23 protein-coding genes and 1 pseudogene are annotated in these 26922 nt (G+C 72.3%); 12 read left to right on the forward strand and 12 right to left on the reverse strand.

What is annotated here, in order from left to right; all coding sequences use genetic code 11:
* Nucleotides 1-22: 22 nt before the first annotated feature.
* On the reverse strand, nucleotides 23-1480 hold the full coding sequence (locus tag HDC93_RS14460) for a cell wall metabolism sensor histidine kinase WalK (protein ID WP_185010820.1): 1458 nt from the start codon (nucleotides 1478-1480) through the stop codon (nucleotides 23-25).
* A complete protein-coding gene (locus HDC93_RS14465; RefSeq protein ID WP_185010822.1) occupies nucleotides 1477-2175 on the reverse strand; it encodes a response regulator transcription factor in 699 nt (232 codons plus the stop codon). The genes HDC93_RS14460 and HDC93_RS14465 overlap by 4 nt, the downstream gene beginning before the upstream one ends.
* Before the next feature lie 202 nt (nucleotides 2176-2377).
* Between HDC93_RS14465 and HDC93_RS14470 the strand changes: the two are divergent.
* Both HDC93_RS14470 and HDC93_RS14475 read left to right on the forward strand, forming a co-directional pair.
* Nucleotides 2378-2575 (forward strand): annotated as a pseudogene (locus HDC93_RS14470) (oxidoreductase); the annotation flags it as partial.
* Nucleotides 2576-2826: 251 nt separating this feature from the next.
* A complete protein-coding gene (locus HDC93_RS14475) occupies nucleotides 2827-5685 on the forward strand; it encodes an ABC transporter substrate-binding protein (RefSeq protein ID WP_260419557.1) in 2859 nt (952 codons plus the stop codon).
* 107 nt (nucleotides 5686-5792) lie between these two features.
* Here HDC93_RS14475 and msrB read toward each other — a convergent pair whose 3' ends face one another.
* The 4 genes from msrB to HDC93_RS14495 form a co-directional block, all read right to left on the reverse strand.
* Nucleotides 5793-6200, reverse strand: a complete 408-nt coding sequence (msrB, locus tag HDC93_RS14480) for a peptide-methionine (R)-S-oxide reductase MsrB (RefSeq protein WP_030838861.1) — start codon at nucleotides 6198-6200, stop codon at nucleotides 5793-5795.
* A gap of 14 nt (nucleotides 6201-6214) precedes the next feature.
* Nucleotides 6215-7606, reverse strand: coding sequence for a UDP-N-acetylmuramate--L-alanine ligase (gene murC, locus HDC93_RS14485; protein ID WP_185010827.1), 1392 nt, complete (start codon nucleotides 7604-7606; stop codon nucleotides 6215-6217).
* 90 nt (nucleotides 7607-7696) lie between these two features.
* A complete protein-coding gene (locus HDC93_RS14490) occupies nucleotides 7697-8170 on the reverse strand; it encodes a hypothetical protein (protein ID WP_031106073.1) in 474 nt (157 codons plus the stop codon).
* Nucleotides 8171-8419: 249 nt separating this feature from the next.
* Complete coding sequence (locus HDC93_RS14495; protein WP_185010829.1) at nucleotides 8420-9235, reverse strand: pyrimidine reductase family protein; 816 nt, start codon at nucleotides 9233-9235, stop codon at nucleotides 8420-8422.
* Between the two features lie 37 nt (nucleotides 9236-9272).
* Between HDC93_RS14495 and zapE the strand changes: the two genes are divergently transcribed.
* From zapE to HDC93_RS14520, 5 genes are all read left to right on the forward strand, one after another.
* On the forward strand, nucleotides 9273-10376 hold the full coding sequence (gene zapE, locus HDC93_RS14500) for a cell division protein ZapE (RefSeq protein ID WP_185010831.1): 1104 nt from the start codon (nucleotides 9273-9275) through the stop codon (nucleotides 10374-10376).
* Nucleotides 10377-11087: 711 nt separating this feature from the next.
* Complete coding sequence (locus HDC93_RS14505) at nucleotides 11088-11669, forward strand: carbonic anhydrase (RefSeq protein ID WP_185010833.1); 582 nt, start codon at nucleotides 11088-11090, stop codon at nucleotides 11667-11669.
* A gap of 8 nt (nucleotides 11670-11677) precedes the next feature.
* Nucleotides 11678-13162, forward strand: a complete 1485-nt coding sequence (locus HDC93_RS14510) for a SulP family inorganic anion transporter (RefSeq protein WP_185010836.1) — start codon at nucleotides 11678-11680, stop codon at nucleotides 13160-13162.
* Between the two features lie 168 nt (nucleotides 13163-13330).
* Complete coding sequence (locus HDC93_RS14515; RefSeq protein WP_260419559.1) at nucleotides 13331-14254, forward strand: slipin family protein; 924 nt, start codon at nucleotides 13331-13333, stop codon at nucleotides 14252-14254.
* Nucleotides 14255-14344: 90 nt separating this feature from the next.
* A complete protein-coding gene (locus tag HDC93_RS14520) occupies nucleotides 14345-15727 on the forward strand; it encodes a PhoX family protein (protein ID WP_185010838.1) in 1383 nt (460 codons plus the stop codon).
* A gap of 163 nt (nucleotides 15728-15890) precedes the next feature.
* Here HDC93_RS14520 and HDC93_RS14525 read toward each other — a convergent pair whose 3' ends face one another.
* On the reverse strand, nucleotides 15891-16376 hold the full coding sequence (locus HDC93_RS14525) for an SRPBCC domain-containing protein (protein ID WP_185010840.1): 486 nt from the start codon (nucleotides 16374-16376) through the stop codon (nucleotides 15891-15893).
* The gene (locus tag HDC93_RS14530; protein ID WP_185010842.1) at nucleotides 16373-16747 is read right to left on the reverse strand and encodes a metalloregulator ArsR/SmtB family transcription factor; all 375 of its coding nucleotides are present in this window, start codon (nucleotides 16745-16747) and stop codon (nucleotides 16373-16375) included. Before HDC93_RS14530 ends, HDC93_RS14525 begins: the two co-directional genes overlap by 4 nt.
* 84 nt (nucleotides 16748-16831) lie before the next feature.
* Between HDC93_RS14530 and HDC93_RS14535 the strand changes: the two genes are divergently transcribed.
* From HDC93_RS14535 to HDC93_RS14550, 4 genes are all read left to right on the forward strand, one after another.
* Entirely contained in the window at nucleotides 16832-18349 is a 1518-nt protein-coding gene (locus HDC93_RS14535) for an FAD-dependent oxidoreductase (protein WP_185010844.1), read from the forward strand.
* 28 nt (nucleotides 18350-18377) lie between these two features.
* The gene (locus HDC93_RS14540; protein ID WP_185010846.1) at nucleotides 18378-18590 is read left to right on the forward strand and encodes a hypothetical protein; all 213 of its coding nucleotides are present in this window, start codon (nucleotides 18378-18380) and stop codon (nucleotides 18588-18590) included.
* Between the two features lie 67 nt (nucleotides 18591-18657).
* Nucleotides 18658-19419, forward strand: coding sequence for a peptidyl-tRNA hydrolase (locus HDC93_RS14545; RefSeq protein WP_185010848.1), 762 nt, complete (start codon nucleotides 18658-18660; stop codon nucleotides 19417-19419).
* Between the two features lie 69 nt (nucleotides 19420-19488).
* Complete coding sequence (locus tag HDC93_RS14550; protein WP_185010850.1) at nucleotides 19489-19947, forward strand: hypothetical protein; 459 nt, start codon at nucleotides 19489-19491, stop codon at nucleotides 19945-19947.
* An 11-nt stretch (nucleotides 19948-19958) separates the two neighbouring features.
* On the opposite strand, the gene HDC93_RS39655 is transcribed toward HDC93_RS14550, so the two are convergent.
* Entirely contained in the window at nucleotides 19959-20150 is a 192-nt protein-coding gene (locus tag HDC93_RS39655; RefSeq protein WP_398985126.1) for an ion channel, read from the reverse strand.
* A gap of 630 nt (nucleotides 20151-20780) precedes the next feature.
* On the opposite strand from HDC93_RS39655, the gene HDC93_RS14560 reads away from it, so the two are divergent.
* On the forward strand, nucleotides 20781-22256 hold the full coding sequence (locus tag HDC93_RS14560) for a DUF692 domain-containing protein (RefSeq protein ID WP_185010852.1): 1476 nt from the start codon (nucleotides 20781-20783) through the stop codon (nucleotides 22254-22256).
* Between the two features lie 36 nt (nucleotides 22257-22292).
* Here HDC93_RS14560 and HDC93_RS14565 read toward each other — a convergent pair whose 3' ends face one another.
* From HDC93_RS14565 to HDC93_RS14575, 3 genes are read right to left on the reverse strand one after another with little or no spacing between them, the layout of a single operon-like run.
* On the reverse strand, nucleotides 22293-23789 hold the full coding sequence (locus HDC93_RS14565) for an APC family permease (protein ID WP_185010854.1): 1497 nt from the start codon (nucleotides 23787-23789) through the stop codon (nucleotides 22293-22295).
* Nucleotides 23786-25342: a GMC family oxidoreductase gene (locus tag HDC93_RS14570; protein ID WP_185010857.1), complete on the reverse strand. Its 1557-nt coding sequence runs from the start codon at nucleotides 25340-25342 to the stop codon at nucleotides 23786-23788. Before HDC93_RS14570 ends, HDC93_RS14565 begins: the two co-directional genes overlap by 4 nt.
* A gap of 56 nt (nucleotides 25343-25398) precedes the next feature.
* Nucleotides 25399-26865, reverse strand: a complete 1467-nt coding sequence (locus HDC93_RS14575; RefSeq protein ID WP_185010859.1) for an aldehyde dehydrogenase family protein — start codon at nucleotides 26863-26865, stop codon at nucleotides 25399-25401.
* Between the last annotated feature and the right edge of the window lie 57 nt (nucleotides 26866-26922).

A 26922-nucleotide genomic window follows, 5' to 3' on the forward strand; every position in this document is an offset into this window, starting at 1 on the left:
GGACGATTCTAGGGGGCGCCTTTCACCGGTCCGCAGGGCGTACGTCGTTCACGGGCAGGCGCACGGTGAACACCGTCGCTCCCGGCGTGCTGGTCAGCTCGATGCGGCCGCCGTGGGCGCGGACCAGCGACTGGGCGACCGCGAGACCGAGCCCGCTGCCGCCGCGGTCGCGGCTGCGGGCCTTGTCGACGCGGTAGAAGCGGTCGAAGACCCGGTCTTGGTCGTCGGGCGGGATGCCCGGCCCGGTGTCGGCGACCCGCACCTCGGCGGCGCCGGGCACGACGGCCACCTCCAGCGACACCTTCGTGCCGGCCGGGGTGTGCACCGCGGCGTTGGTCAGGAGGTTGTCGACGACCTGCCGGATGCGCAGCGGGTCCATCGGCAGCCGCACCGGCCCCGGACCCGCGAGGACCGTCAGCGGATGGTCCGGGCGGCCCGCGCGGAAGGCGTCCGCGGCCTGGCCCACGAGCTCCACCAGGTCGGCGTCCTGCAGCCGCAGCGGCGCCTCCACCTCCGCCGCGTCCAGCCGGGCGAGCAGCAGCAGGTCGTCCAGGAGGATGCCCATGCGGGCGGCCTCGGCGCGCAGCCGGGCCAGGTGCCGGTCGCGTTCCTCGGGGGCGTTGGCGGCGGCGTACTGGAAGAGGTCGGCGTAACCGCGCACCGACATCAGCGGGGTGCGCAGTTCGTGCGAGGCGTCGGCGACGAAGCGGCGCAGCCGCTGCTCGGCCTCGGCGCGCACGGCGAGGGAGTCGTCGATGTGCTCCAGCATCGTGTTGAAGGCGGTGCGCAGTTCGTCCACCTCGGGCCCGCCGTCCCGGCCGTCGGCGCGCAGCGGCAGCCGGGCCGCCGACTCGGTCAGGTCGTGCGAGGCGATGCCGTGCGCGGTGGACGCCATGTCGCTGAGCGGCTTCAGGCCGCGGCGCAGCATCCGGCGGCCGAGCACCACCAGGGCGAGCAGCGCGAGCGCGAACGTGACGACCTGGAGGGTGATCAGCTGCTCGACGGTGTCCTCGATGTCCTCCAGCGGCGCGGCGCTGACCAGGACCACACCGGGCTCGACCTGACAGGCGCGCAACCGGTAGGAGCCCGCGCCCCTGAGGTGCTCGGTGCGCAGGAGTTCGGTGTGTGCCGCGGTCTGCGCCCGGGCCAGGGAGGTGAAGTCGTCGACGTCCTTGGGCAGGTCGGCCGGGTCCTCGGGCCTGCGGAGCTCGGGCGTGCCGTCCGAGACGTCGTACACGGCGTAGAACCAGCTGTAGTACTTCTTGCCCGAGAGGGTGCCGTAGTCCGCGATGCTCTTGGACTGGGCGATCTGGGCCTGGGCGAGCTGGGTGTCGAGCTGGGCCGACAGGTAGTCCCGCATGTACGTGGTCAGGGCCGTGCCGACGACGGCGAACACGACCAGGGACAGGGCGCCGAGGCCGAGGGCCAGCCGGGTGCCGAGCCGCATGCGGCGGTAGGCCCGGCGCAGCCGGGCGATCACTCGGCGGCCTGCCGCAGCACGTACCCGAAGCCGCGCACGGTGTGGATCAGGGGCGCGCCGCCGTCGTCGGTCTCGTCGAGCTTGCGGCGCAGCCGGCTGACGACCAGCTCGACGACGTTGGAGCGGCCGCCGAAGCCGTACTCCCACACGTGGTCGAGGATCTGCGCCTTGGTGAGCACGGTGGGCGACTTGCGCATGAGGTAGCGCAGCACCTCGTACTCGGTCGGGGTCAGTGACAGCAACCTCGCGCCGCGCCGCACCTCCCGGGTGTCCTCGTCCATCGAGAGGTCGCCGACCCGGAGCACGGAACGCTGGAAGGCGGGCCCGGCGCTGCGCCGCAGCACGGTCCGCAACCGGGCCATCAGCTCCTCCACGGCGAACGGCTTGACCAGGTAGTCGTCGCCGCCCCGGGTGAGGCCGGCGACCCGGTCGGCGACGCCGTCGCGCGCGGTGAGGAACACCACCGGCACCATCGTGCCGGAGGCGCGCAGCCGGTCCAGGACGCCGAAGCCGTCCACGCCGGGCAGCATCAGGTCCAGCACCACGATGTCCGGGTGGAACTCGGCGGCCCGCTCCAGCGCGTCCTCGCCGGTGTACGCCGTGACCGCCTCCCAGCCCTCGTAGCGGGCGACGGTCGCGACGAGATCGGCGATGGGCGGGTCGTCGTCGACGACGAGAAGTCGTACTTTTTCCACGAGCTCATAGTGCTGCACAGCTCCCGTGCCGCCATAGCCGCGTGCCTCCTCGCCGCGGGATCGATAAAGACTCGAAAGTCGAGCGACAGCTTCCCGACAGCTCCCCCGCGCCAAGCTCGGTGCCCCAGGAGCCGATCAAGGAGCTGCCGGCCGTGACGACACTCCGCCCCCCGTGGCGACCCGCCCGGGCGTGCGCTCCGAAGTGGTGGGCCGCATCGGCCTGTACGCGGTGCTTCTGGCGAACGCCGGCGTGGTGACCGTGTTCTTCGCGCAGGCCGGTTTCACCTCGAACGCGCTGATCGTGCTGGGCCGGCTGACCGGCCTGTACGCGGCGCTGCTCATGGCGTTCCAGCTGCTGCTGGTGGCGCGGCTGCCGTGGTTCGAGGCTTCTCCGGGGGTGGCGGCTGACAGCACGGACTACGCCGTCACCCGATCCTCACGGGGAGAAAGAGCTTGCTCGACTACGGGGTCAGGCCAGTGCGGGGATCCGGGCGGGCGGCGTCAATGACCGGGACGGAACAGGATTTCGTGCGTCACCCACTCCCACAACATCCGCACGGGTTAACCTCGTAGGTCGCCGAAGGTCAACGGGGGTTACCCATGGTGAACGCCGAACGCACGCCGCCGGACTGCCCTGGGGGCCATGACGGCATGCCGGAGAGCGACGCCGGGCGCCATCTGCAGAACCAGCTCGAGATCCTCATCCAGGACTTCCGCAGGAGCACCGAACCGCCGATGCCGGTGTTCGTCGTGCACGCGCAGGAGAGCCGGGACGACGACGCCGTGGCCGGGCTGGTCCGGCAGCTGCACGCGGGCCAGGAGGCGCACGGCACACGCTGCGCGGTGACCCAGGACGCCTACGAGGGCTCCACGGAGGTGCGCCGGGCCGCGGCCCTGGTGCGGGCCCTGAGCGACCCGCGCAAATGGGGCGGCCCGAAAGCGCTCTACCGGCGCTACGCGTTCCCCCGGCTGCGGCTGGTGCACGCCATCGACGACGCGGTCGCGGCACTCGGCGACAGCTGGCCCTCGCCCGCCCCGGGCAGTCCCGAGGCCGGGCAGGACCAGCATCGGCGACTGCTGGACGAGCTGGCGCAGCAGCGCTGGCGGCCGAAGAACACCGCGCGCTGGCGCTCGGGCCTGCCGCTGTTCGACATGGCCCACATCCTCCCGGCGAGCCTCGTGACCGTCCTCGCCGCGCTGCTGGCCCGCAGCGAGTGGTACGTCGCGGTCGGCGCCGGTCTCGTCTTCCTGCTGCTGCTGACCGTCCTCAACTACGCCCTGCCGGGGCGGGCGCCGATCTTCCTGTGGCTGCGCCGCGAGAGCCGCTGGTTCCTGACGACGACCTTCCTGAGGGCGGCGGACCAGGATGAGTCCACCGAGGTGTCGCTGCTGCGGCCGGTGCGCTCCTGGAAGGCGATCGCGGCCCGCGCCTACGACGTGGCCGAGGCGCTCAGGGCGGGCGGCGACTTCCACCTCCAGCTGTGCGTGCTGGCGCTGCGCGAGGACCTGCGGGACAACCACCGGCGCTGGAGCTGGGACTTGCGCGGCTTCAAACGGCCGCGCCCGCCGATGCTGTTCCTGCCCCACGCGGACGACCGCAACGGCGGCATCGAGCTGATCCGGGCCATCAGCGACGTCCGCAGCCGGCGCAGCGAGCTCGACCCGCTGCTCGTGGTCGCGGCGGTGCGCGCCCACGACGTGCCGCGCCTGGAGCGCAGTGTCGTCCAGACGGCGCCCGCCCCGGACGCGACACCGCCCACGTTCGGCGTACGGCTGCGCACCTGGTACCGGGAGTGGGGCCGCAACCTGCGCGCCGAGCAGTCGCCCAGCCGGGAGCGGTCCGTCCTGCCGTGGGCGATGAAGATCCCGCTGCCGCACGACCAGTTGGGTCCTCTGGAGGAGGGCCGCCACCATCTGCGGGCCTCCGCCCGGCCGACGCTCGCCCGGCTGGTGTGGGCCCTGCACAGCCTGGTCCTGGTGATCGCCCTGCTGTCCGCGGCCACCGTGATGCGGGCCGACGCCCTGCACGACCGGTACTGCTCGGCGTCCGTGCTGACCGCCAACCGGGACACCCGGCGCGAGCAGGCACCCGACGGCCGCACCGAGTGCATCGGCATAGCGACGGACGGACTCCGGTTCGCCGACTGGCTGCCCGCGCCCGAGCCGGGCGACGACGTCGAGGCGCTCACGGCCGACGAGACGCCCTGGACGGTGGCCGACCTGGAGGACCGCATCGCCCGGCAGAACGCGAAGGTCCTCGACGGCCACGCCGGCACGTACGTCACCGTCGTCTACGCCGGGCCGCTCAGCGCCGACCTCTCGGCCGGCTCCTCCCTCGTGAAGGGCGCCGAGGAACTGGCCGGCGTGTATCTGGCCCAGGCCGTCAACAACGAGAACTCCAGCGTGAAGCTGCGCGTCCTGATCGCCAACGGCGGTGTGGACCTGGGGCACCAGGAGGAGATGGCCGAGGCGATCGCCGCGTACGCCGCCCACGACCCGACCGTGGTCGGGGTCGTCGGTACCGGCCGCGACCTGAAGTCGAGCCGGGCGACGACCCGCATCCTGATGGAGGCCGGCCTGCCGGTCGTCTCGGGCACGAACTCCGCGACGTATCTGCCCCGCGAGTTCGCCAACTGGTTCAGCCTGGCCGCCACGGACGAGTGGCAGACCCGACAACTCGGGCTGATCGCCGCCCAGTTGCGCACTCCGGACCGGCGGCAGTACGCCCTCGTCCTGGCCCGCGACACGGCGAGGACCGACGACCTCTACACCGACGAACAGGCGCGCTACGGCCAGGCGATGCTGCGAAGACAGGGCTTCACCCCGCTCCCACAGCGCCGCTACACCCTGACTGGCGGCAAGCCCGAACTCCGCTCGCACGCCCAGGAGATCTGCCGGGGCAGCCGGGTCCCCTCCGTCATCTACTTCGCGGGCCGGGTGGAGGACATCGATCCCCTGATGACCCAGCTGGGCACCGAACCGGGGTGTGCCGGGAGGCCTCTGGCCATCCTCACCGGCGACGACCTGTCCAAGGCCGACTTCGCCGGCGGCGGCCAGTCCGTCGCGCCGAAGGTCACGCTGTACCACGCGGCCCTCGCGGAGCTGCGCAAGGCCGCCGGCGGAACGGCCTTCTACCTGGACGCCGCCAGGCACCTGCCCGGACTGCGGGACCACCGTCTGCGCCACGACAGCCCCGCCCTGGCCAGCGGCCAGACCGCCCTCGCCCATGACGCGACCCGTGCCCTGTTCTGGGCGGCCACCCGGGGCGACCGGCCGCAGAGCCGTGCCTCGACCTGGGTGAACCTGCGCAGCGTCAAGATCGAGGGCATGGCCACCGGCACCATCGACTTCACCGGCGCCCCGCTGTACGGCGACCGCACCGGGCACAGCATCGTCCTCAAGGAGGTCCGCCGCGGCACAGACGGCACCTCCGTCACGCACGAGCTGTGCAGGCGCACCGCGGGGGACACGAAGCGCCTCACACAGCAGGAGTGCCGGATCCGCCGCTGAGCGCGGCCCTCACGCGATCCGGACTCGGACGTCCTCGCCGACGGAACCCCGCGAGCAGATCAGGGGGCTCCTCCGGGGCGTCCGCCCGGAGGAACCGCCGGACCCGTTCAGTTCGCGTCGGGCGTGAGCCGCACCGCGATCGAGTTGATGCAGTACCGCTGGTCCGTGGGCGTCGGGTACCCCTCGCCCTCGAAGACGTGCCCGAGGTGCGAGCCGCACCGGGCGCACCGCACCTCGACCCGCACCATGCCGTGCGACCGGTCCTCGATCAGCTCCACCGCGTCGGTGTCCTTGGGGTCGAAGAAGGACGGCCAGCCGCAGTGGGACTCGAACTTCGTGTCCGAGGTGAACAGGTCCGCGCCGCAGGCGCGGCAGGAGTAGACGCCCCGGGTCTTGGTGTCGGTGTACTCGCCGGTGAAGGCGGGCTCGGTGGCCGCCTGCCGCAGGACCGCGTACTCGCCCGGGGTCAGTTCCGCGCGCCACTGCTCGTCCGGCTTCTCCACGTCGTACGGCATGAGCCTCCAGCCCCTCAGTTCGACAGACGGTCCAGGATGTGCGGGCCGAGGTCGGTGACGTCGCCCGCTCCCATGGTGAGAACGAGATCACCCGGCTTCGCCATTCCCCCGACGACCGACGGGACGTCCGCCTTGTCGTGCACCGGCGTCACGTCGGCGCCCGCGGCGCGGCCCGCCTCGATGATCAGCTCGCTCGTGACGCCCGGGATCGGGTCCTCGCGCGCCGGGTAGATGTCCAGCACGACCGAGGCGTCCGCGAGGGCGAGGGACTGCCCCATCTCCTTGCCGAGCTCCTGGGTCCGCGAGAAGAGGTGCGGCTGGAAGACGACCAGGATCCGGGCGTCACCGGCCGCGGCGCGCATGGCCTCCAGGTCGGCGGTCATCTCGGTGGGGTGGTGCGCGTAGGAGTCGATGACCTGGACGCCCGCGGCCTCGCCCTTCAGCTGGAGCCGGCGCTTCACGCCCGTGTACGCGGCGATCGCCGGGGCCAGGTCGGCCGCCGGGATCCCGACGGCCACGCCCGCCGCCAGCGCGGCGACCGCGTTGTGCGCGTAGTGCCGGCCGGGGACGGAGACCGCGAAGGTCAGCTCCTGCCCCTCCAGCACCACGGTGACCTCGCTCTTGAGCCCCTGCGGCACGACCGACAGGACGCGCACGTCGGCGTCGTCGGACTCGCCGTACGTCACCACGGTCACGTCGCGTGCCCGGACGCGGCGGGTCAGTTCCCGGGCGCCCTCGTGGTCGGCGGCGATCACCAGCGTGCCGCCGTCGGTGATCCGGTCCACGAACGTCTCGAACGACGCGTAGATCTCGTCCATCGAGGCGTAGTTGGCGTGGTGGTCGAGTTCGACGTTGAGGACGACGGCGACCTCGGGGGCGTACTTGTGGAAGCTGCGGTCCGACTCGTCGGCCTCGGCGACGAAGATCTCGCCCTCGCCGTGCAGCGCGTTGGAGCCGGGCGCGTCCAGGTCTCCGCCGATCGCGTACGAGGGCTTCAGGTCCAGCTCGCTCAGTGCCACGGCCAGCATCGACGTCGTGGTCGTCTTGCCGTGCGTACCGGCGACGGCGATCGGCCGCAGCCCGTCCATCAGGGCGGCGAGCGCGTCGGACCGGTGCACGACGGGGATGCCGAGCTCGGCCGCGCGGGCCAGCTCGGGGTTGTCCTGCCGGATCGCCGACGACACCACCACACAGCTGGCGTCGTCGGCGAGGTGCTCGGCGGCGTGCCCGATGTGCACGGTCGCCCCCAGCGCCCGCAGCGCCTCGGCCGTGGCCGACTCCTTGGCGTCACTGCCCGCCACGACGGCACCGCGCTGCGCGAGGATCTTCGCGATCCCCGACATGCCGGCCCCACCGATCCCGATGAAGTGCGGTCGGTCCATGGCGGGAGGAAGGCCGGCTGCCATGCGTGTCTCCAAGTTCGGGTGACGAGAGTGAGCGCCCCCACCCTATTTCAGGAGCGCGCAGGGCCGCGCCAGGCCCGCAGAGCCCCGCCCCTAGGCCTTGCTGTGCGAGAACAGCTTCAGCACCGGCACGCCCACCTTGTGCCGGGCCCGGGAGGCCCAGTCGCGGTGGAAGAACTCCTCCACGTAGTGGGGATCGGTCAGCACGATGACCTCGTCCGCCCCGGCTTCCTCCACCAGGGACTTCAGCGCGTCCAGCGGATGGTCCTCGATCAGCCGTCCCTCCGCGGGGCTGCCCGAGGTGCGCAACGCGGCGAGTGACACCTCCAGCGCCCGCTGCCCCACGCTCAGGGCCTCCTCCCCCTCCGGCGTCTCCCCCTCGCGCACGGCCTCGTCGAGCTCGCCGAGCGCCACGTCGTCGATGGCCCGCAGCAGGCGGTCCGCCTGCTCACCGCGCGGCTGGAGCAGCACCTGGAAGGAGACCTGCTCCTCACCGTGCAAGGTGGTGACGAACTCCACGTCGGCCGACGTCAGCGCCTTCTCGATCATCAAAACGCTTGTGAACACCAGGCGCCCCTTCTGCTCCGGGGGCCCGTGGCCCCCACTCCTCCGCGGGCCGCAACGGGCCTGCGGAAACCATCCTGCCCCGTGCTCGCACGGGTACTGCCGGATCCAGTGTGCCCTCCGAAAACCAAACAGAACGGCATATTCCGCTGATTAACGGACTGACAGTGAGGTTCACCCCCGCTTCCGGATGAACCGGTCGGCCGGACTCTCCGACCGACCGCCGACACCTCCTACCCCGGGCCCGGCGTTTCAGTACGCCTCCCGGACCCGCCCGTACCGCGTGAACAGGAAGCCGTCCTCCTCCAGCATCGACACCAGCCCGAAGCGGTGCGGGACCGTGACCGCCGGCCCGCCGGCGATGCGCTGGGCCTCGCCCGCCGTGAGCATCGGGGAGACGGTCAGGCACAGCTCGTCGAGCGCGCCCGCCGCGACCATCTGCCCGAGCAGCCGCGGGCCGCCCTCGGTGAGGAGCCGGGTGTGGCCGAGGTCGCCGAGGGCGCGGACGGCACGGACGGGGTCGACGCCGATGCCGTCCCCGGCGGTCACCACCCTGGCGCCCGCCTTCTCGGCGGTGGCGATGCGGTCCGGGGCGGCCGCGGCTCCCGTGAGGACCAGGGTGGGCACCAGGGGCGAGGTGAACAGCGGGAGCGAGAAGTCCAGGTCGAGACTGGCGGTGACCACCGCGATCGCGGGTGCGGGCTGCTGCCCGGCCGCCTGCCGCATCGCCGCGAAGTCCTCCCGCGCGCGGGCCGGCCGGTACCCCTCCTTGCGTACCGTCTCCGCGCCGACGACCACGACGTCCGCGAGCGCCCGCAACGTGCCGAAGATCCGCATGTCGGTGGCGCTGGAGATGGGCTGCGAACGGCCGTCGTGCTGGGCGGCCCCGTCCAGCGTGGACACCATGTTGGCGCGCAGCCACGGCACCGGCCCGCCGGGCCCCGGCTCGGGATAGGCGTACGCGGCGGCCAGCTCCGCCAGGCTCCACTCCCGCCCGGCGCCCTCACCGGACCCGCCACCCGGCGCCGGAGCTGCTGTTTCATCGGTCACAGGGAACAGACGTCGCATGCCGTGCAGTGTTCCACGCGCCGTAGCATGGTGAACCGTGTCTTCTCCCCTGGCCCCCTCCGGATCCGGCCCCATAACCGACCCGGCCCCGCTGTCCCTGTGCGCCCGCGAGCCGCATGTCCCCGCGGACCGGCTGGTCGCCGAGATGGTGCCGCCGCCGCGGTTCGACTCGGTCCGTTTCAGCACGTACATCCCCGACCCGAACCAGCCCAGCCAGACGGAGGCCGTCCGGGTCCTGGAGGGCTTCGCGGCGGGCCTCGGCCCGGGCGGGGCCGCGGGATCCGGCAAGCGGCGGCTGTTCGGCTTCGGCAAGGCGCCGAAGAAGACCCCCGCGGGGCCGCGCGGCGTCTACCTCGACGGCGGGTACGGCGTCGGCAAGACGCACCTGCTGGCGTCCCTGTGGCACGCGACCCCGGCCGAGCCCGAGCTGAAGGCGTTCGGCACGTTCGTGGAGCTGACCAACCTGGTCGGCGCACTCGGCTTCCAGCAGACCGTCCGGACCCTGTCCGGCCACCGCCTGCTGTGCATCGACGAGTTCGAGCTCGACGACCCGGGCGACACCGTCCTGGTCTCCACCCTGCTCGGCAAGCTGGTCGACGCGGGCGTGGCGCTCGCCGCCACCTCCAACACGCTGCCCGGCAAGCTCGGCGAGGGCCGGTTCGCCTCGGCCGACTTCCTGCGCGAGATCCAGGGCCTGTCGGCCCACTTCCAAGCCCTGCGCATCGACGGCGAGGACTACCGTCACCGCGGTCTGCCCGAGGCCCCGGCGCCGTACTCCGACGAACAGGTCACCGACGCCGCGCACGCCACCGAGGGCGCCTCCCTCGACGCGTTCTCGCCCCTCCTGGAGCATCTGGCCCGGGTTCACCCCAGCCGGTACGGCGCTCTGACCGACGGCATCAAGGCGGTCTGCCTCACCGGTGTGCGGCCGGTTCCGGACCAGTCGACGGCCCTCAGGCTCGTCGTCCTCGCGGACCGGCTCTACGACCGCGAGGTGCCCGTGCTGGCCTCGGGACTGCCCTTCGACCAGCTGTTCAGTGACGAGATGCTGAACGGCGGCTATCGAAAGAAGTACTTCCGGGCCATCTCCCGGCTCACCGCGCTGGCTCGCGACGCGAGCAAGCTCGTGGACCCCCGGTGATTACAACTCCATTACCGCGCCAACCACCCGATGGGTAGGGCTTGTTCAAGCCATTCCACCTGCGTTTTTCAGGCTCTCTTCAGCTTGAAACGTTAAGTTAACCCTGCAAACGACCTTGCAGGGTTAACGTGTTTCTTGACCAGTCGTTGACCAAGTGTTGGTCCGCGCTAGAAGCAGGAAATGAACGAGAGGGGGGCGCATGTACCGAGGCAGCACGGCACGGACCGTGGTCGCGGTCCTCGCCGCCGCCCTGCTCGCCCTCCAGCTCTTCGCACCGACCGCGTCCTTCGCAACCGCGTATACGCACAGTCAAGCCAAGGCCAAGGCTCAGCCCGGGACAAAACCCTCGGGCACGTCAACGCGTCCCGGACACAAGTCCTCCGGGAAGGCTCTACGTGATGAGACGGCCACCTGCCGCGCCGGCGGACACCACGGGGACCCGACCGGTCCCCTGCGGACCCGCGACCGGTCCCACACCGCCGACTCCGCGCCCTCGGCGCCGGAGCGGCCCCTGCGGAGGGACCTCCGGCCGGCGGTGCCCGAACCGGTCAGACCCGGCTCCGCGCACCACCACGCGTCGAGATCCTCGACGTCGCACACGCCGGCAGCCCTGCAGGTCTTCCGCTGCTGAGCGGTACGGCAGTTCCCCCCACCCCCTGTCATGCCCGTCCGACGCGCCCCCACTGCGCGCCAGGAGGAGTCACCACACTCATGCAACCCCTCATCGACAACGCCCGCAGCTTCGGACAGCGCCCTGAGGAGTTCGCCCACCTCGCCGAGGGCCAGTCCCCCGACGTCCTGTTCATCACCTGCTCCGACTCCAGGGTCGTCCCGGCCCTGATCACGGGCGCCCGCCCCGGCGAGCTCTTCGAGCTGCGCACCGCGGGCAACGTCGTTCCCCCGCACTCCTTCGAGCACCCCACGTCGGAGGCGGCCACGATCGAGTACGCCGTGGAGGTCCTCGGCGTCAAGGAGATCGTGGTCTGCGGCCACTCGCACTGCGGCGCCGTGGGCGCGGTGGTACGCGGCGACGACCTCGCCGCCGTACCGGCGGTGCGCGACTGGCTCGCACGCGCCGCCGACGAGCCCGCATGCAAGGACCCCGCCGACCCGACCGTCGCCGAGGCCGTGCAGAACCACGTCCTCGCCCAGGTCCTGCGCCTGCGGTCGTACCCCTGTGTCGAGCGCGGGCTGGCGGAAGGGCGGCTCGGCCTGCGCGCCTGGTTCTACGAAGTGCACACCGGCGTCGTGCGCGAGCACCGCGCGGACACCGACTCCTTCGAGAAGCTGTGAGGGGAGCCATGACCAAGTTCCCCTATCTCAGGCAGGACTTCACCGCCTCGCTCGTCGTGTTCCTGGTCGCGCTCCCGCTGTGCGTGGGCGTGGCCGTCGCCTCCGGCGTCCCGGCCGAACTCGGCCTGGTCACCGGCATCGTGGGCGGAATCGTCACCGGACTCCTGCCCGGCAGCAGCCTGCAAGTGTCCGGACCGGCCGCCGGCCTGACCGTGCTGGTCTTCGAGGCCGTCGACACCTACGGGCTGCCCGCGCTCGGCGTCATCGTGCTGGCCGCCGGCCTGCTCCAGCTCGTCATGGGCGCGCTCAAGCTCGGCCGCTGGTTCCGCGCGATATCCGTCTCGGTCGTCGAGGGCATGCTGGCCGGAATCGGTCTGGTCCTCATAGCCGGCCAGCTGTATGCGACGGCCGGGCTGAAGGCACCCGCCTCCGGCATCGACAAGATCCTGGGCCTGCCCGGTGCCGCCGTCGACGCGGCCGGCAGCACAGCGGCGCTCACCTCCCTCGCGCTCGGCGCGGCCACCATCGCGGTGATGGTGCTGTGGAAGAAGCTGCCGACGAACGCACAGGCCGTACCCGGCGCGCTCGCCGCGGTGATCCTGGCCATCGCCGCCAACGCCGTCTTCGACCTGCCGGTCGCCACGGTCGAGGTGAAGGGCCTGCTGGACTCCATCCAGCCGCCCGGCCTGGATGCCTTCGGCAGCGTGGGCATCGGCGTCATCGGCACGATCGTCGCCTTCACCCTGATCGCCTCCGCCGAGAGCCTGTTCAGCGCCGCCGCGGTGGACCGGCTGCACGACGGCCCGCGCACCCAGTACGACAAGGAGCTCATGGCGCAGGGCGCGGGCAACACCGTCTGCGGTGTGCTCGGCGCACTGCCGATGACCGCGGTCATCGTCCGCAGTTCCGCCAACGTCAGCGCGGGCGCCAGGACCAAGGCCTCGCGGGTGATGCACGGTGTGTGGCTCCTGCTGTTCGCCGCGCTGCTCCCCTCCACGCTGGCCCTGATCCCGCTGCCCGCCCTCGCCGGCATCCTGGTCCACGCGGGCTGGAAACTGATCCCGTTCGCCAAGATCGTGCCGCTGTGGAAAGAGCACCGGGGCGAGGCGGTCATCCTGGTCGTCACCGCCGTGTCGATCGTCGCGGTGAACATGTTCGAGGGCGTGCTCATCGGACTGGCCCTGTCGGTCGTCAAGACCGCCTGGGAGGCCTCGCACATCAAGCTCGAGATCATCGACAAGGGCGCCGGCCCGATCCAGGCGCACCTGTCCGGCAACGCGACCTTCCTGCGGCTGCCGAAGATCCTCGAGGACCTGGAGAGCCTGCCGCAGGACCGCCCGGTCGAGCTGAACCTCTCGGGCCTGCACCACCTCGACCACGCCTGCCGCACGGCCCTGGAGAACTGGGCCGCCCGCCACAGCGCGACGGGTACGGAGCCGGTGAAGGTCACGGAACCCGAGGAGGCCCCGACGAAGAAGGTCACCGCCGTCTAGCCACGATCGGATCATCCGGGCACAGGTCCGGGGCGCGCCGGCTGCGCGCCCCGGACCACGTGTGTCCGCCCCCGTTCCGGCCCGGGCACCGGGCATGGCCCCGCGCCCCGATTCGGGCATATCGTTACAGAAGCAGACGGATTCGGACCTCTGAACGGGGAGGTCGGCATGGTCGAAGAGGTGCTCGGCGTGGTGGCCGCGGTCGGGGCCGGTGCGCTGGTGTATCTGGCCTCCGCGGCGCGGGTCGTCAAGCAGTACGAGCGGGGGCTCGTCTTCCGGCTCGGGCGTCTGCACGGGGACGTGCGACGGCCCGGCTTCAACCTGATCGTTCCGGGGGTGGAGCGGCTCCGCAAGGTCAACATGCAGATCGTGACCATGCCCGTGCCCGCCCAGGAGGGCATCACCCGCGACAACGTGACCGTGCGGGTCGACGCGGTGGTGTACTTCAAGGTCGTGGACCCGGGGGCCGCGATCGTCAACGTCGAGGACTACCGCTTCGCCGTCTCGCAGATGGCGCAGACCTCGCTGCGCTCGATCATCGGCAAGAGCGAGCTGGACGATCTGCTGTCCAACCGCGAGAAGCTGAACCAGGGCCTGGAGCTCATGATCGACAGCCCCGCCGTGGAGTGGGGTGTGACCATCGACCGCGTGGAGATCAAGGACGTCTCCCTGCCGGACACCATGAAGCGCTCCATGGCCCGCCAGGCCGAGGCCGACCGGGAGCGGCGGGCCCGGCTCATCAACGCCGACGCCGAGTACCAGGCCTCCAAGAAGCTGGCCCAGGCCGCTCGCCAGATGGCCGACACGCCCTCGGCGCTCCAGCTCCGGCTGCTGCAGACCGTCATGGCGGTGGCGGCAGAGAAGAACTCCACCCTCGTCCTGCCCATTCCGGTGGAACTCCTGCGGTTCCTGGAGCGGGGCGGGCAGCCTCCTCCCGCGGAGAGCTCCGGACAGGCGCAGACCCCGGGCCACGAGGAAGCACCGGGACACGCGGGGACCGCGGAGCGCGCGGAGATCGGGGAGCGCGCCGTCGACCTCACTGGGCAGCCCCGAGAGGCCATGGAGCAGTTGCGGCGCGCGGTGGAGAAGTGACCCGCGCTACGCGCGTGGTTCCCGTTGCCCGCACCAGGTGATAGACACAGCGGGATCACAGTTCCTGTCCGCCAGCAGGAAGGTTTCCCCATGACCGAATCCGGTCGCTCCGCCACACGACGTCAGATGCTCGCCGGAACGGGCGCCCTGGGCGTCGGGATCGCGTTCTCCGGCGCCCTGTCCGAACTCTTCACCGGTACCGCCGCCGCACAGGGCATGGGCCGCACCGGCTACGGCCCGCTCGTCCCCGACCCGAAGGGCGTCCTCGACCTGCCGGAGGGGTTCGGCTACCGGATCCTCTCCCGCGAAGGGGACCGACTCCGTTCCGGCGAGGGCAAGGTGCCCTCCAACCACGACGGCATGTCGGCCTTCCCGGGCAGCGGCGGCCGGGTCCACCTGGTCCGCAACCACGAGAACCGCGCCGACGGCAAGGTCCCGGTCCCCACCGTGGAGGGCCTCACCTACGACCCGGCCGCCAAGGGCGGCTGTACCGCGCTGACGCTGGACTCCCGGGGCAGGGTGCAGTCGGAGCGCGTCGGAATCGCCGGCACGGCGGTGAACTGCGCGGGCGGGCCCACTCCTTGGGACACCTGGCTGACCTGCGAGGAGACCGAGGACAAGGCCGGCACCAACGGCTACACCAAGGACCACGGCTTCATCTTCGAGGTCGACCCGGCCGACCCGCACCGCACCGGGGCCGTGCCGCTGACCGCGATGGGCCGCTTCGCGCACGAGGCGATCGCCGTCGACCCCCGGCGGGGCGTGGTGTACGAGACCGAGGACGCCTTCGAGAAGCCCTTCGGGCTCTTCTACCGCTTCCTGCCGGACCGGCCGCTGGGCGGCAGGGGTTCGCTGCGCGCGGGCGGGCGGCTCCAGGCCATGCGCGTGCCCGGGGTGCCGGACCTGTCGTCCATCCAAAACGTCGGCGCCGAGTTCGACCACATCGAGTGGGTCGACGTCCCGGACCCGCAGGCCGCGCAGACGCCGATCCGGTTCCAGGACTTCGGCCGCAAGGGCATCACGCACGCGCAGAAGCTGGAGGGCTGCTACTGGGGCGGCCGTTCGGTGTACTTCGTGTCGTCCTTCGCGCGCCGGTCGGACGGTTCGGCCGCCGACCACTTCGGGCAGGTCTGGCGCTACGACCCGGAGCGCCACCGGCTCACCCTGGTGATCGTCTTCGGCCCGGACACCGATGTGCAGCTGCCGGGCGAGTCGCCGGACAACATCTGTCTGGCGCCCAGCGGCGGCCTCATGGTCTGCGAGGACGGCAACGGCGCCCAGCACGTCTTCGGCGTCACCAGGCGCGGCCAGGTCTACGCGATGGCCCGCAACCGGCAGAACATCGGCACCCCTCAGGAGCCCGAGTGGGGTGAGTTCGCCGGGGTGACCTTCTCCCCGGACGGCGAGACGATGTACGTCAACTGCTACACGCCCGGCACCACGTTCGCGGTGACGGGCCCCTGGCGCCGGTAGCCGGCGCTCCGGACCGGACCGGGGCGCCGGGTGCGAAACCCGACGCCCCGCCGGACCACCGGGGCACAGGACCGCGAGGGGGCCCGGTGACACACCGGGACCCGGTGACACTCGACGTGGACGAGCGCCGACAACGGCCGCCGGGGCAGTCCTGAGCGCTCCGTCAGGCGGCCAGCAGGGCGTCGATCTGGCCGACGGCCTCCTTCAGGCCCTCCTCCATGCCCATGGAGACCATCTGCTCCATCTGTTCGCGGGAGCCGAACAGGGAGCGCATCTCTATGCGCGTGCCGCCGTCGCGGGCGCTGAGCCGCACCGTCACGGACATGGTCGGCATGTCGTCCTTGGGCTTGCCGCCGTCGTCGGCGAAGCCGTCGGTGAACTCCAGGGCCGTCGGCTCGCTGACCGAGGTGATCCGCCACCAGCCGCGGTACCGGTCGCCCTCCGGGCCGGTCATGAAGTAGGTGACCTCTCCGCCGGGGGTGAGGTCGTGCTCCTCCACGGTCGCCGGGTAGGCCGGCGGACCCCACCAGCGCTCCAGCTGCCGGGGGTCGGCCCACAGCCGCCACACCCGCTCGACCGGGGCGGCGAAGTCGGCGATCAGGGTGAGGGTGAGGGTGTCGAGGTCCTTGTCGACACTGGTGACACTCATCGCTCGGGTCCTTCCGTCGTGTCGTTCTCGTCGGTCCCGGGGTCCTCGGCGAGGAGCCGGGCCATCCGGTCCACCCGCCCGCGCCACGCCGACTCGAGTTCGTCCAGGGCCTGGCGCGCGCGGCCCACCGCGTCGGGGTCGGTGCGCACGCGCTGCTCCCGTCCGCTGCGCTGCTTGGTGACCAGACCCGCCCGCTCCAGCACCGCGACGTGCTTCTGCACCGCGGCGAAGCTCATCGGGTAGGCCTCGGCCAGCCGGGACACGGACAGCTCTTCCCGCACGCAGCGGCGCAGTATGTCCCGGCGCGTGGTGTCGGCCAGGGCGTGGAACAGCAGGTCCACCGTCTCGTCGCTCGGCTTATCTACAACCATTTGGTTGTACGTTAGTCCTGCCCGCCCCCGCTGTAAAGCGACCCGCCCGACACTGAAGCGCACGCACGGGGGTACTCGCCGGCCATGGGCGAAGAACACCAGGTCAGCAGCTCGTACTGGCTCGAGACCGCACCGGACGGCCACCACCCGGCACTGGACGGGGATCTGGACGTCGACGTGGCCGTGATCGGCGCCGGGATCGCCGGCCTGAGCACGGCGTGGGAGCTGACGCGGGCCGGGCGGAGCGTGGCCGTGCTGGAGGCCGGGCGGGTCGCGGCCGGCGTCACCGGGCACACCACCGCCAAGGTCACCGCGCTGCACACACTCGTCTACGACAAGCTGCGGCGCACCCGCGGCCCCGAGGGCGCTCGGCTCTACGCCCGTTCCCAGTCCGAGGCGATCGGGCGCGCGGCCCGGATCGCGGAGGAACTGGGCGTCGACTGCGAGTGGGAGACGAGGAGCGCCTACACCTACGCGCGCGACCCGGGCCGGGTGGCGGAACTGCGCGCCGAGGCGGAGGCCGCGGCCGAGGCCGGGCTGCCCGCCTCGTTCGTGACGGAGACCGGGCTGCCCTTCCCCGTGGCGGGCGCGGTCGAGGTCACCGGCCAGGCCCAGTTCCATCCGCGCAAGTACCTGCTGGCCCTCGCCGCCGACCTGGTCGAACGCGGCGGGCGGATCTTCGAGGACACCACCGTCCTCGGCCTGGACGAGGGCGAGCCGTGCAGGCTGTCGACCGCGACCGGCGCGACCGTCCGGGCCCGGGACGTCGTCGTCGCGACGCACTACCCGATCTTCGACCGGGCCCTGCTGTTCGCCCGTCTGTCCACGCGTCGCGAACTGGTCGTCGCCGGGACGATCCCCGTCGGCCAGGACCCGGACGGCATGTTCATCACGCCCGACGAGGACACCCGCTCGGTGCGCACCGCGCCCCTCGAGGGCGACCGGCGGTTGCTCATCGTCACCGGTGAGCACTTCACGCCGGGCACCTCCGACCCGCGGGCCCGTCTCGAACGTCTCACCGCCTGGGCCACCGGCCACTTCCCGGACCTGGAGGTCACCCACCGGTGGGCCACGCAGGACACCGAGCCCACGGACACCGTGCCGATGGTCGGCCCGCTGCACCCCGGTGCCCGGCACGCGTACGTCGCCACCGGCTTCGGCGGCTGGGGCATGACCGGCGGCATCATGGCCGGCCGGCTGCTGACCGCGCAGATCACGGGCGAGGAGTGCGAGTGGAGCGGGCTGTACGATCCGCGCCGGCTGAAGACCGCGGTGCGTGAGGCGCCGGCGTTGCTCAAGACGCAGGCCAAGGTCGCCGGGCACTTCGTGGGCGACCGGCTGCGGCCCTCCCCGCCGGTTGAGTCCCTGCCGCCCGGCGAGGGCGCCGTGGTCCGGGCCGACGGCCACCGGGTCGCGGTGTACCGGGACGAGGACGGCGGCTTCCACGCCGTCTCCGCCCGCTGCACCCACCTGGGCTGCCTGGTCGACTTCAACGCCGCCGAACGCGCCTGGGAATGCCCCTGCCACGGCTCCCGCTTCGACACCGACGGCAAGGTGATCCAGGGCCCGGCGACCAAACCCCTGGAACAGCGGGACCTCTGACGGCACGCCCCGGACCCACGCCGGACGTATGAGCGACGACGACTCCTGCCTGATCGACGCGACCAGGCCGCCCCTGGCGGACGGCCCGCCGTACGCGATGGGGCCCCCGCCCGAGCGCAGCCGAGAGTGGGGGAGCGTGCTGTGCCGGGAGCCGACGGAGCACCCCGAGTCGTACAAGGGCATCACGCTCTGCCCCTTCTGCGAGTGGCAGGAGGCGCAGCGCACCGCCTGTTCATGGTGATCCGCGGGTGACCGGCGCATCGCACGCGGCCGTCCCGCACGATCTCCCGGCTGGCACACTGGGTTTCGTGAGCGAAGACCCGACGCCCGTGAGCGGCAGTCCCTTCCGGTCCGAACCCTCGGCGCGCGACGAGGCACCGCAGTTCGTGCTGCCGCTGGTCGTGCGGATCGAGAAGGCGCAGCCGCCGGCGCGCACGGACGCGCTGGAGACGTCCGCTCGGGCCGTGCTGACGATCCTGGCCGACGAGCGGTCGGCCGGTGAGGGCGAGTGGGCCGGGGCGATGCGGGACTGGCAGGACGCCAGGATCCGCAAGGTGGTGCGGCGGGCACGGGGCGCGGAGTGGCGGCGTGCCGAGGCGCTGCCCGGCATCACGGTCACCGGCAAGTCGGCCGAGGTGCGGGTCTTCCCGCCCGTCCCGCTGGACGGCTGGCCCAAGGACCTGGCCAAACTCCAGGTGTCCGGCACCGACCTCGACGACCCGGAGCCGCCGGTGGACGCGCACCCCGCCGCCCCCGTGCTGTGGCTGAACCCCGACCTCGGCATGTCGGCCGGCAAGGCCATGGCCCAGGCCGGTCACGCCGCACAACTGGCCTGGTGGGAGCTGTCCGACGAGGAGCGGACCGCTTGGCGCGACGCGGGGTTCCCGCTCGCCGTCCGGACGGCCGAGGCGACCCGCTGGTCCGAACTGACCGGCACCGGGCTTCCGTTGGTGCGCGACGCGGGGTTCACGGAGATCGCGCCCGGCTCGTGCACGGTCGTCGCGGACCACCCGGCGCTGCGCCGGGAGCCGCACGGGTCCGGCCGCGCGGCGTCCACCCGTTCGGAGTAGTCACAAGCGCGCCGGTCCCGGACGAGTGCTCCAGTGGGGTTACCAGCAGACCCGACCCCGGAGGCAGCCATGACCAGCGCCGCACCCCCTCCCCCCGCCCCGCCCACCCCCGGTGACCGGACGCCCGACGGCTCCGGCGGGGGCGATTCCGGCGACTGGGCGGCCGGGGGTCTCGTCCTCGGGGGCGTCCTGATGGTCGTCTACGGCCTCTTCGCGGTGCTCCAGGGCATCGCGGCGATCGCGGGCGACGAGGTGTACACGAGCTTCGGCCAGTACTCCTTCGAGTTCGACCTGACCGCGTGGGGCTGGATCCACCTCATCGTCGGCGTGCTCGTGGTGGTGGCCGGGCTGGGCCTGTTCACCGGAGCCGACTGGGCCCGGGTCGCGAGCGCCGTCGTGGTCGGCCTGGCGCTGATCGCGAACTTCCTCTGGCTGCCGTACCAGCCGTTCTGGTCGATCATCATGATCGTGACCGGCCTGTTCGTCCTCTGGTCGGTGTTCAACTACCGCGGCTCCCGCCCCGTGTAAGAACCTGCCGGTCAGGACGGCGGCGGGCGCCGGTCGCGCGCGGCGACCACGCTGTGCGGCCGGCGGGACAGCGCGGTGGCCGCCGCCGTGAGGAAGACGAACGTGTACACGACCTGAGTGACGGTCACCAGCCGGGCCTCCTGCCCGCGCGGGGTGACGTCGCCGTAGCCGACGGTCGCGGGGGTGACGACGGTGAAGTACAGCGCGTCGACCCGCGGGTGACGACGGTGAAGTACAGCGCGTCGACCCGCGGGTGACGACGGTGCAGTACAGCGCGTCGACCCGGGTGTGCAAACCGGTGAACTGGCCCGGCTGCCGGGCCAGTGCGTAGGAGCCGGACGAGAACACCAGCACCGCCAGGCACATCAGCATCGAGATCATGATGCCCGAGCGGGCCTGCGGCCTCTCCAGCACGACGTCGCGCACCTGGCGCAGCAGCAGCGCGGCGACGAGCGCCAGGCAGATCACGAGCAGCGGCCGGCCGAGCCAGGGCCGGTCGGCGCCGAGCCCTTCCAGCGGCAGCAGGAAGTGGGCCGTGCCGCCACCACGAGCAGGGCTCCGGCCCCGATCCGCAGCCGGCGCACACCGGCCGACCCCGATGCCGGTTCCCGCTTCCGCGCGCGGTGGTGGGGCTGCTCGCTGCCTTCGGGCATGGGTCCGGTCCACGTCGAATCGGGGCGGGCCGCGACCGTGTACGTCCGTCGGTGGAACGGGGAGCGGGACCCGCAAACCTCAAATGTTGCTCTGAAGGAGGGCCGGGCGCGGTTCGGGGGCCGGCGGCTGGGCCATACCCCCCTCACGTTCGAGGAACGGGCCGGGTGGAGGAGGGGACGATGGAGCGACTGGGGACGGGCATCGGGTGGCGGCCGGAGATCGCGGACGCCGTGGAGCGGATGCCGGGGATCGACTGGGTCGAGGCGGTGGCCGAGAACGTCTGCCCCGGGCACCTGCCCGACTCGCTGCGGCGGCTGCGCGAGCGCGGCGTCACCGTGGTGCCGCACGGCGTCTCGCTCGGCCTCGGGGGCGCGGACCGGCCCGACGCGGGACGGCTGACCGCGCTGGCCGAGCGCGCGGAGGCGCTGGGCTCCCCGCTGATCACCGAACACATCGCGTTCGTACGGGCGGGTGGGCCGCTGACGGCGTCCCCGCGCCTGGAGGCGGGCCATCTGCTGCCCGTCCCGCGGACCCGGGACGCCCTGGACGTCCTGTGCGAGAACGTACGGATCGCGCAGGACGCGCTGCCGGTGCCGCTGGCCGTCGAGAACATCGCCGCGCTGATCTGCTGGCCGGGCGAGGAGATGACGGAGGGCCAGTTCCTCTACGACCTCGCCGACCGCACGGGCGTCCGCCTCCTCATCGACGTGGCCAACCTGCACACCAACCACGTCAACCGCGGCGAGGACCCGTCCAAGGCCCTCGCGGAGCTCCCGTTGGAGGCCATCGCCTACGTCCATGTCGCGGGCGGTGTCGAACGCGACGGCGTCTGGCACGACAGCCACGCCCACCCGGTCCCCCGGCCGGTCCTCGACATCCTGACGGACCTCGCCTCGCGCGTCTCGCCTCCGGGTGTCCTCCTGGAACGGGACGAGGACTTCCCGGAACCGGCGGAGCTGGAGAACGAGCTGGGCACGATCCGCCGGGCATGGGAGGCCGGCGCTGTCGAACGCGTGAAGACGGAACTCCGCTCGGCCGCCGCCGGGGCGGCCGCCCTCGGACGGCCGGGCGAGGCCCGGGGCGGCGACGGTGAGCCGCTCGTCGGGGTCCGGGCCACGCGGCGGGAGGGTGCCCGCGGCGAGGCACCGGCAGGGGCCGGCGCCGCACGGCGGGGCGATGAGACCGGGGCGGCCGGGGCGACACGGGGCGCCTTCGGCCTGCCCCCTCAAGAGGGTGCCGACGAGGCCCGGCAGCGGCTCGGGCTGGCGCAGGCGGCGCTGCTGTCGGCGCTGGTCGCGGGGACGCCCGTGCCCGAGGGGTTCGACCGGGCGCGGGTCGGTGTGCAGGCCCGGGCGCTCGCGGCCAAGCGGGCGGACGTCGTGGCGAAGGTCGCCCCCGAACTGCCGGTGATCCTCGGGGCGGAGTACCGCAGTGCGTTCCTCGGTTACGCCCAGAGCCACCCGATGACCGACGGCTACCGGCGCGACGCCCTCACCTTCGCCGAGCACCTGCTGTCCACCGGGCGCCCCGGGGACACGCGCGCGCGGCGGGAGCTGCGGCAGTGGTGGCTGGAGCGGTCGGGCCCGAGGCCGCGCTCCCGCCGCCCGGCCGACCGGCTGGCTCGCGCCACGCGCAGGGTCCTGCTGCGGCGGTGAGGGCCCCGGCCAGGCCGCGGTCGGCACGTCAGCCGGTCACTTCGCCTCTGTCTCTCCGGAAGCAGAGAGCTGCTTCTCCGGTACGGCGTCACCGGCCAGCGCTTCGCCCCGGCCGTAGTGGTGCGTCGTGAGCATGTAGATGAGACCCGTTCCGACCACCACGCCGCCGCACAACAGGACGATCCAGTTCTCCCACCAGGACTTCTCCGGGGTGCGGGCCCAGCAGATGTTGATGATGGCGAGGATGCCGTAGGCCAGCGCGGCGATGTTCACCGTGAGGCCCCAGCGGCCCAGGGTGAACTCCCCCGCCGGTTTCCAGCCCTTGAGCCGGGCGCGCAGTGCGGCCAGGACCACCATCTGGAACGAGCCGTAGATGCCGAGGATCGCGAACGAGACGATGTTGGTGAGGGCGTCCTCGGAGAGCAGTGAGGCGAAGGCGATGAGCAGCGGCACCGCCGCGGACACGAACAGCGCCCAGCTCGGCACCGCACGGGCGTGGACGAACCGCCGCAGCAGCCGGTGTCCGACGATCATCTCGTCCCGGGCGTAGGAGTAGATGAGCCGCCCGGCCGCGGCCTGGAGGCTGATCGTGCAGGACAGGAAGGAGATCAGCACCACGGCCATCACCAGCCGGGCCCCGGTCTCGCCCATGGCGTCGTACAGCACGTCCACCACCGGGTCGGCCACCTCGCCCGAGATGATCGCGTTGAAGTCCGTGACCGACAGCAGCAGCGACATGCAGGTGAACGTGGCCGCCGCGCCGCCGATGTAGATGGTGCGGCGCATCGCGCGGGGGATGACCCGGCCCGGGTGGGCGACCTCCTCGGCGGTGTCACCGCACGCCTCGAAGCCGTAGTACTGGTAGAGGCCGATGATGGCGGCCGCCAGGAACGCCGGCAGGTAGGAGCCGTCTCCCTCGACCCCGTAGGTGTCGAAGATGACGCCGAGGCCGTGGTGCCGGTGGGTGACCAGCAGGTAGACGCCGACGACGAGGGCTCCGATGAGCTCGCCGGCGAAACCGATGAGCGCCGCCGCCGACAGCGCCTTGGTGCCCATGTAGTTGATGAGGATGGCGACGACGATGAGCACGGCGGTGCACAGCACGGTGGTGTGCACGGTGGCGTCGAAGCCGAAGAGGATGGCGATGTAGGGGCCGGCGCCGTACGCGACGGAGGTGATGGTCACCAGCAGCGCCCACATGTACACCCAGCCGGTCATCCACGCCCAGCGCTTGCCCCACAGCCGACGGGCCCAGGGGTAGACACCGCCCGCGATCGGGTACTGGGCGACGATCTCGCCGAAGATCAGCGCGACGAGGAACTGGCCGCAGCCGGCCAGCACGAACGCCCAGATCATCGGCGGCCCGCCGTCGACGATCGCGATGCCGAAGAGGGTGTAGGTGCTGACCACCGGGGAGAGGTAGGTGAAGCCGAGGGCGAAGTTGGCCCAGGGGCCCATGTCCTTGCGGAACTCGGAGCCCTGCTCCCCCGAGGGGGCGCCGGACGCCGGTGCGGGGGGCTGCGTACCGGTCATCGTCGTGCCCCTCGTTCCGCGGTGATCAGGTCGGCGGCCCGCTCGGCGGCGAGCAGCACGGTCACCATCGGGTTGATGGTGGGCATCGTCGGGAACACCGACGCGTCGACGATCCGCACGCCCTCGAAACCGCGCAGTCTCAGCTCGGGGTCACAGACGGCCCCCGGGTCGTCCGCCGCGCCCATCCGGCAGGTGCCGGCCGGGTGGTAGACGGTGTGGGCCGCGCGGCGGCCGTACTCCGACAGGTCGGCGTCGGAGACGACGTCCGGGCCGGGTGCGACCTCGCGGACGAGCCAGTCGCGCAGCGGGTCGGTCGCGGCGACCTCGCGGGCCACCTTGAGGCCGTCGACGATGGTGCGCTCGTCGTGGCCCTCGGGGTCGGTGAAGTACCGGAAGTCCAGGGCGGGGTGCTCGGCGGGGTTGTTGCTGCGCAGCCACATGCGGCCGGTGGAGCGGGCCCGCGGCACGTTCGGCGTCATGCACACCCCGTGCCGCGGTACGGGGTAGCCCAGGCGTTCGGTGTTGACGGTGAACGGCACCTGGTAGAAGTGGAACATCAGGTCGGGGCGCGGCTGACCCTTGTCGCGGCGCAGGAACAGGCCGGCGTCGGAGTCCATCGCGGAGTTGGGCGGCAGCGGCCCGGCGGTCTCCCAGACGATCACGGACTCGGGGTGGTCCAGCAGGTTCTCCCCGACGCCGGGCAGGTCGGCCCGTACCTCGATGCCCAGGGCGCGCAGGTCGTCGGCCGGGCCGATGCCGGAGAGCATCAGCAGGCGCGGGGTGTCGATGGCGCCCGCGCAGAGGAGGAGTTCGCGCTCGGCGCGCACGGTGGCGGGTTCGCCGTCGGCGCCCCGGACGGCGACCCGGGTGAGCCGGCCCGACGCGTCGGGGATCAGCCGGTGGGCCCAGGTCTCCAGCCTCAGCGTGAGGTTGGGCCGGTCGAGCACCGGGTGGAGGTAGGCCACGGACGCGGAGGAGCGCAGGTTGCCCTCCGGCTGGTAGGCCAGCGAGAAGAAGCCGGTGCCGTCGGCGAAGGGTTCGGCGTTGAAGTCGTCGACGACGGGGACGCCGAGGGAGCGGGAGGCGGCGGTGACGAAGTCCTTGGCGATGGGATTGCGGTCGGCCTCGGCCACCGGGACGATCTGCGTGAGCAGCCGGTCGCGGTAGGGCAGGATCGTCGCCGGGTCCCAGCCGGTGCAGCCGTGCTTCACCCAGTCGTCGAGGTCCTGCGGCAGCGGCAGGAAGCTGATCAGGGTGTTGTGCGAGGAGCAGCCGCCGAGCACCCGGGCCCGGGAGTGCAGGATGTGCGAGTTGCCGCGCGGCTGCTCGACGGTGGTGTAGCCGTAGTCGAACTCCGAGCCGAGCAGGTTGATCCAGTTGCGCAGGCGCAGGATGCGCTCGTCGCCGACATCGCTGGGGCCGCCCTCGATGACGCAGACGCGACAGTCGGGGTCCTCGCTGAGCCGGGCGGCGAGCACACAGCCGGCGGTGCCGCCGCCGACGATGACGTAGTCGTAGGCGGACTCGGCGCCGTGCGCGGGGGTGGTGGCCATGCGGTGCCTTTCTTCGGTGGTCGTCGTGCCTCGGGCGGACGGTGGGGTGTGTCCGGTCAGCCCTTGAACCAGCCGGAGGGGGCGGGGGCGAGGTTCTGGTAGATGTGCTTGGCCTCCTGGTACTCGCGCAGTCCCGTCGGGCCGAGCTCGCGTCCGACGCCGGAGCGGCCGAAGCCGCCCCACTCGGCCTGCGGTACGTAGGGGTGGAAGTCGTTGATCCACACGGTGCCGTGCCGCAGCCGCTGGGCGACGCGCTGGGCACGGCTGGCGTCGGAGGTCCACACGCCGCCGGCGAGGCCGTAGCGGGTGTCGTTGGCCAGTTCCACCGCCTCGTCCTCGGTGCGGAAGCGTTCGACGGTGACGACCGGGCCGAAGACCTCCTCCTGGACGATGCGCATGGAGCGGTCGCAGTCGGCGAAGATCGTCGGCAGCAGGAAGAAGCCGTGGGCGAGGGCGGGGTCGTCGGGGCGGGTGCCTCCGGTGACGAGCCGGGCGCCTTCCTCCTTGGCGACGGCGATGTAGCCCTCGACCTTCTCGCGGTGCTCGGCGGAGCTGAGCGGGCCGCTCTCGGTGCCCTCCTCCAGGCCGTTGCCGAGCCGGATCGCCCGGGCGCGCTCGGCGTAGGCCTCGACGAACCGGTCGTGCAGGGAGTCCTCGACGAGCAGGCGTGAACCGGCCGAGCAGACCTGCCCGGAGTGCAGGAAGGCGGCGTCGAGGGCGTAGTCGACGGCGGCGTCGAAGTCGGCGTCGGCGAAGACGATGTTGGGGTTCTTGCCGCCCAGTTCCAGGGCGATGTTCCGCGGCCCCTCGGCGGCGGCGGCCATGATGGCCCGGCCGGTGTTCAGGCCGCCGGTGAAGGAGACCAGGTCGACGTCGGGGTGGCCGGTCAGGGCCGCGCCCACGGTCGCCCCGGAGCCGAGCACGAGGTTGGCGACGCCGGGCGGGGCGCCGGCCTCCTCGATGAGCCGGATCATGGTGATGGTGGTGAGCGGGGTGGTCTCGCTGGGCTTGAGGACGAAGGTGTTGCCGGCGGCCAGCGCCGGGGCGACCTTCCAGGAGGCCTGGAGCAGCGGGTAGTTCCACGGGGCGATGAGCGCGCACACGCCGACCGGCTGATAGACGACCCGGCTGAGGACGTCCGGGCCGACATCGACGACCCGGCCGCCGTCCTTGCCCGCGAGTTCGGCGAAGTAGCGGAAGGCGTTCGCCACGTCCTCCACGTCGATGCGGGCCTCGGTGAGCGTCTTGCCGGTGTCGAGCGTCTCCGTGCGGGCGATGTCCTCGCGGTCGCGCAGCAGCAGGTCGTGGACGCGCATCAGCAGGTCGGCGCGGCGGCGGGAGGGGGCGCCCGCCCAGTCCTCCTCGGCGAAGGCGCGCCGGGCTGCGCGCACGGCGCGGTCGACGTCGGCGGCGTCGGCCTCGTCGACGGTGGTGACGACCGAGGCGTCGTAGGGGTTGACCACCTCGCGCCGGCCACCGGCCGCCGCCTGTGTCCACTCGCCGTCGATGTACAGCTCACCCACCGCGGGGCCTCCTTCGCGTCCGGCCGGAGCCCGATCGGCTCGACGGTCAGCAACATG

The organism is Streptomyces sp. AK010, assembly GCF_014207295.1.
Lineage (GTDB): Bacteria > Actinomycetota > Actinomycetes > Streptomycetales > Streptomycetaceae > Streptomyces > Streptomyces massasporeus.

Bases quoted from the DNA above. Each gene is read 5' to 3' on its own strand.
- HDC93_RS14475 (WP_260419557.1), top strand. From the start codon at position 2,827: ATGCCGGAGAGCGACGCCGGGCGCCATCTGCAGAACCAGCTCGAGATC.
- msrB (WP_030838861.1), bottom strand. From the start codon at position 6,200: ATGCCGTACGACGTGGAGAAGCCGGACGAGCAGTGGCGCGCGGAACTG.
- murC (WP_185010827.1), bottom strand. From the start codon at position 7,606: ATGGCAGCCGGCCTTCCTCCCGCCATGGACCGACCGCACTTCATCGGG.
- HDC93_RS14495 (WP_185010829.1), bottom strand. From the start codon at position 9,235: ATGCGACGTCTGTTCCCTGTGACCGATGAAACAGCAGCTCCGGCGCCG.
- HDC93_RS14505 (WP_185010833.1), top strand. From the start codon at position 11,088: ATGCAACCCCTCATCGACAACGCCCGCAGCTTCGGACAGCGCCCTGAG.
- HDC93_RS14510 (WP_185010836.1), top strand. From the start codon at position 11,678: ATGACCAAGTTCCCCTATCTCAGGCAGGACTTCACCGCCTCGCTCGTC.
- HDC93_RS14515 (WP_260419559.1), top strand. From the start codon at position 13,331: ATGGTCGAAGAGGTGCTCGGCGTGGTGGCCGCGGTCGGGGCCGGTGCG.
- HDC93_RS14520 (WP_185010838.1), top strand. From the start codon at position 14,345: ATGACCGAATCCGGTCGCTCCGCCACACGACGTCAGATGCTCGCCGGA.
- HDC93_RS14525 (WP_185010840.1), bottom strand. From the start codon at position 16,376: ATGAGTGTCACCAGTGTCGACAAGGACCTCGACACCCTCACCCTCACC.
- HDC93_RS14530 (WP_185010842.1), bottom strand. From the start codon at position 16,747: ATGGTTGTAGATAAGCCGAGCGACGAGACGGTGGACCTGCTGTTCCAC.
- HDC93_RS14535 (WP_185010844.1), top strand. From the start codon at position 16,832: ATGGGCGAAGAACACCAGGTCAGCAGCTCGTACTGGCTCGAGACCGCA.
- HDC93_RS14540 (WP_185010846.1), top strand. From the start codon at position 18,378: ATGAGCGACGACGACTCCTGCCTGATCGACGCGACCAGGCCGCCCCTG.
- HDC93_RS14550 (WP_185010850.1), top strand. From the start codon at position 19,489: ATGACCAGCGCCGCACCCCCTCCCCCCGCCCCGCCCACCCCCGGTGAC.
- HDC93_RS14560 (WP_185010852.1), top strand. From the start codon at position 20,781: ATGGAGCGACTGGGGACGGGCATCGGGTGGCGGCCGGAGATCGCGGAC.
- HDC93_RS14565 (WP_185010854.1), bottom strand. From the start codon at position 23,789: ATGACCGGTACGCAGCCCCCCGCACCGGCGTCCGGCGCCCCCTCGGGG.
- HDC93_RS14570 (WP_185010857.1), bottom strand. From the start codon at position 25,342: ATGGCCACCACCCCCGCGCACGGCGCCGAGTCCGCCTACGACTACGTC.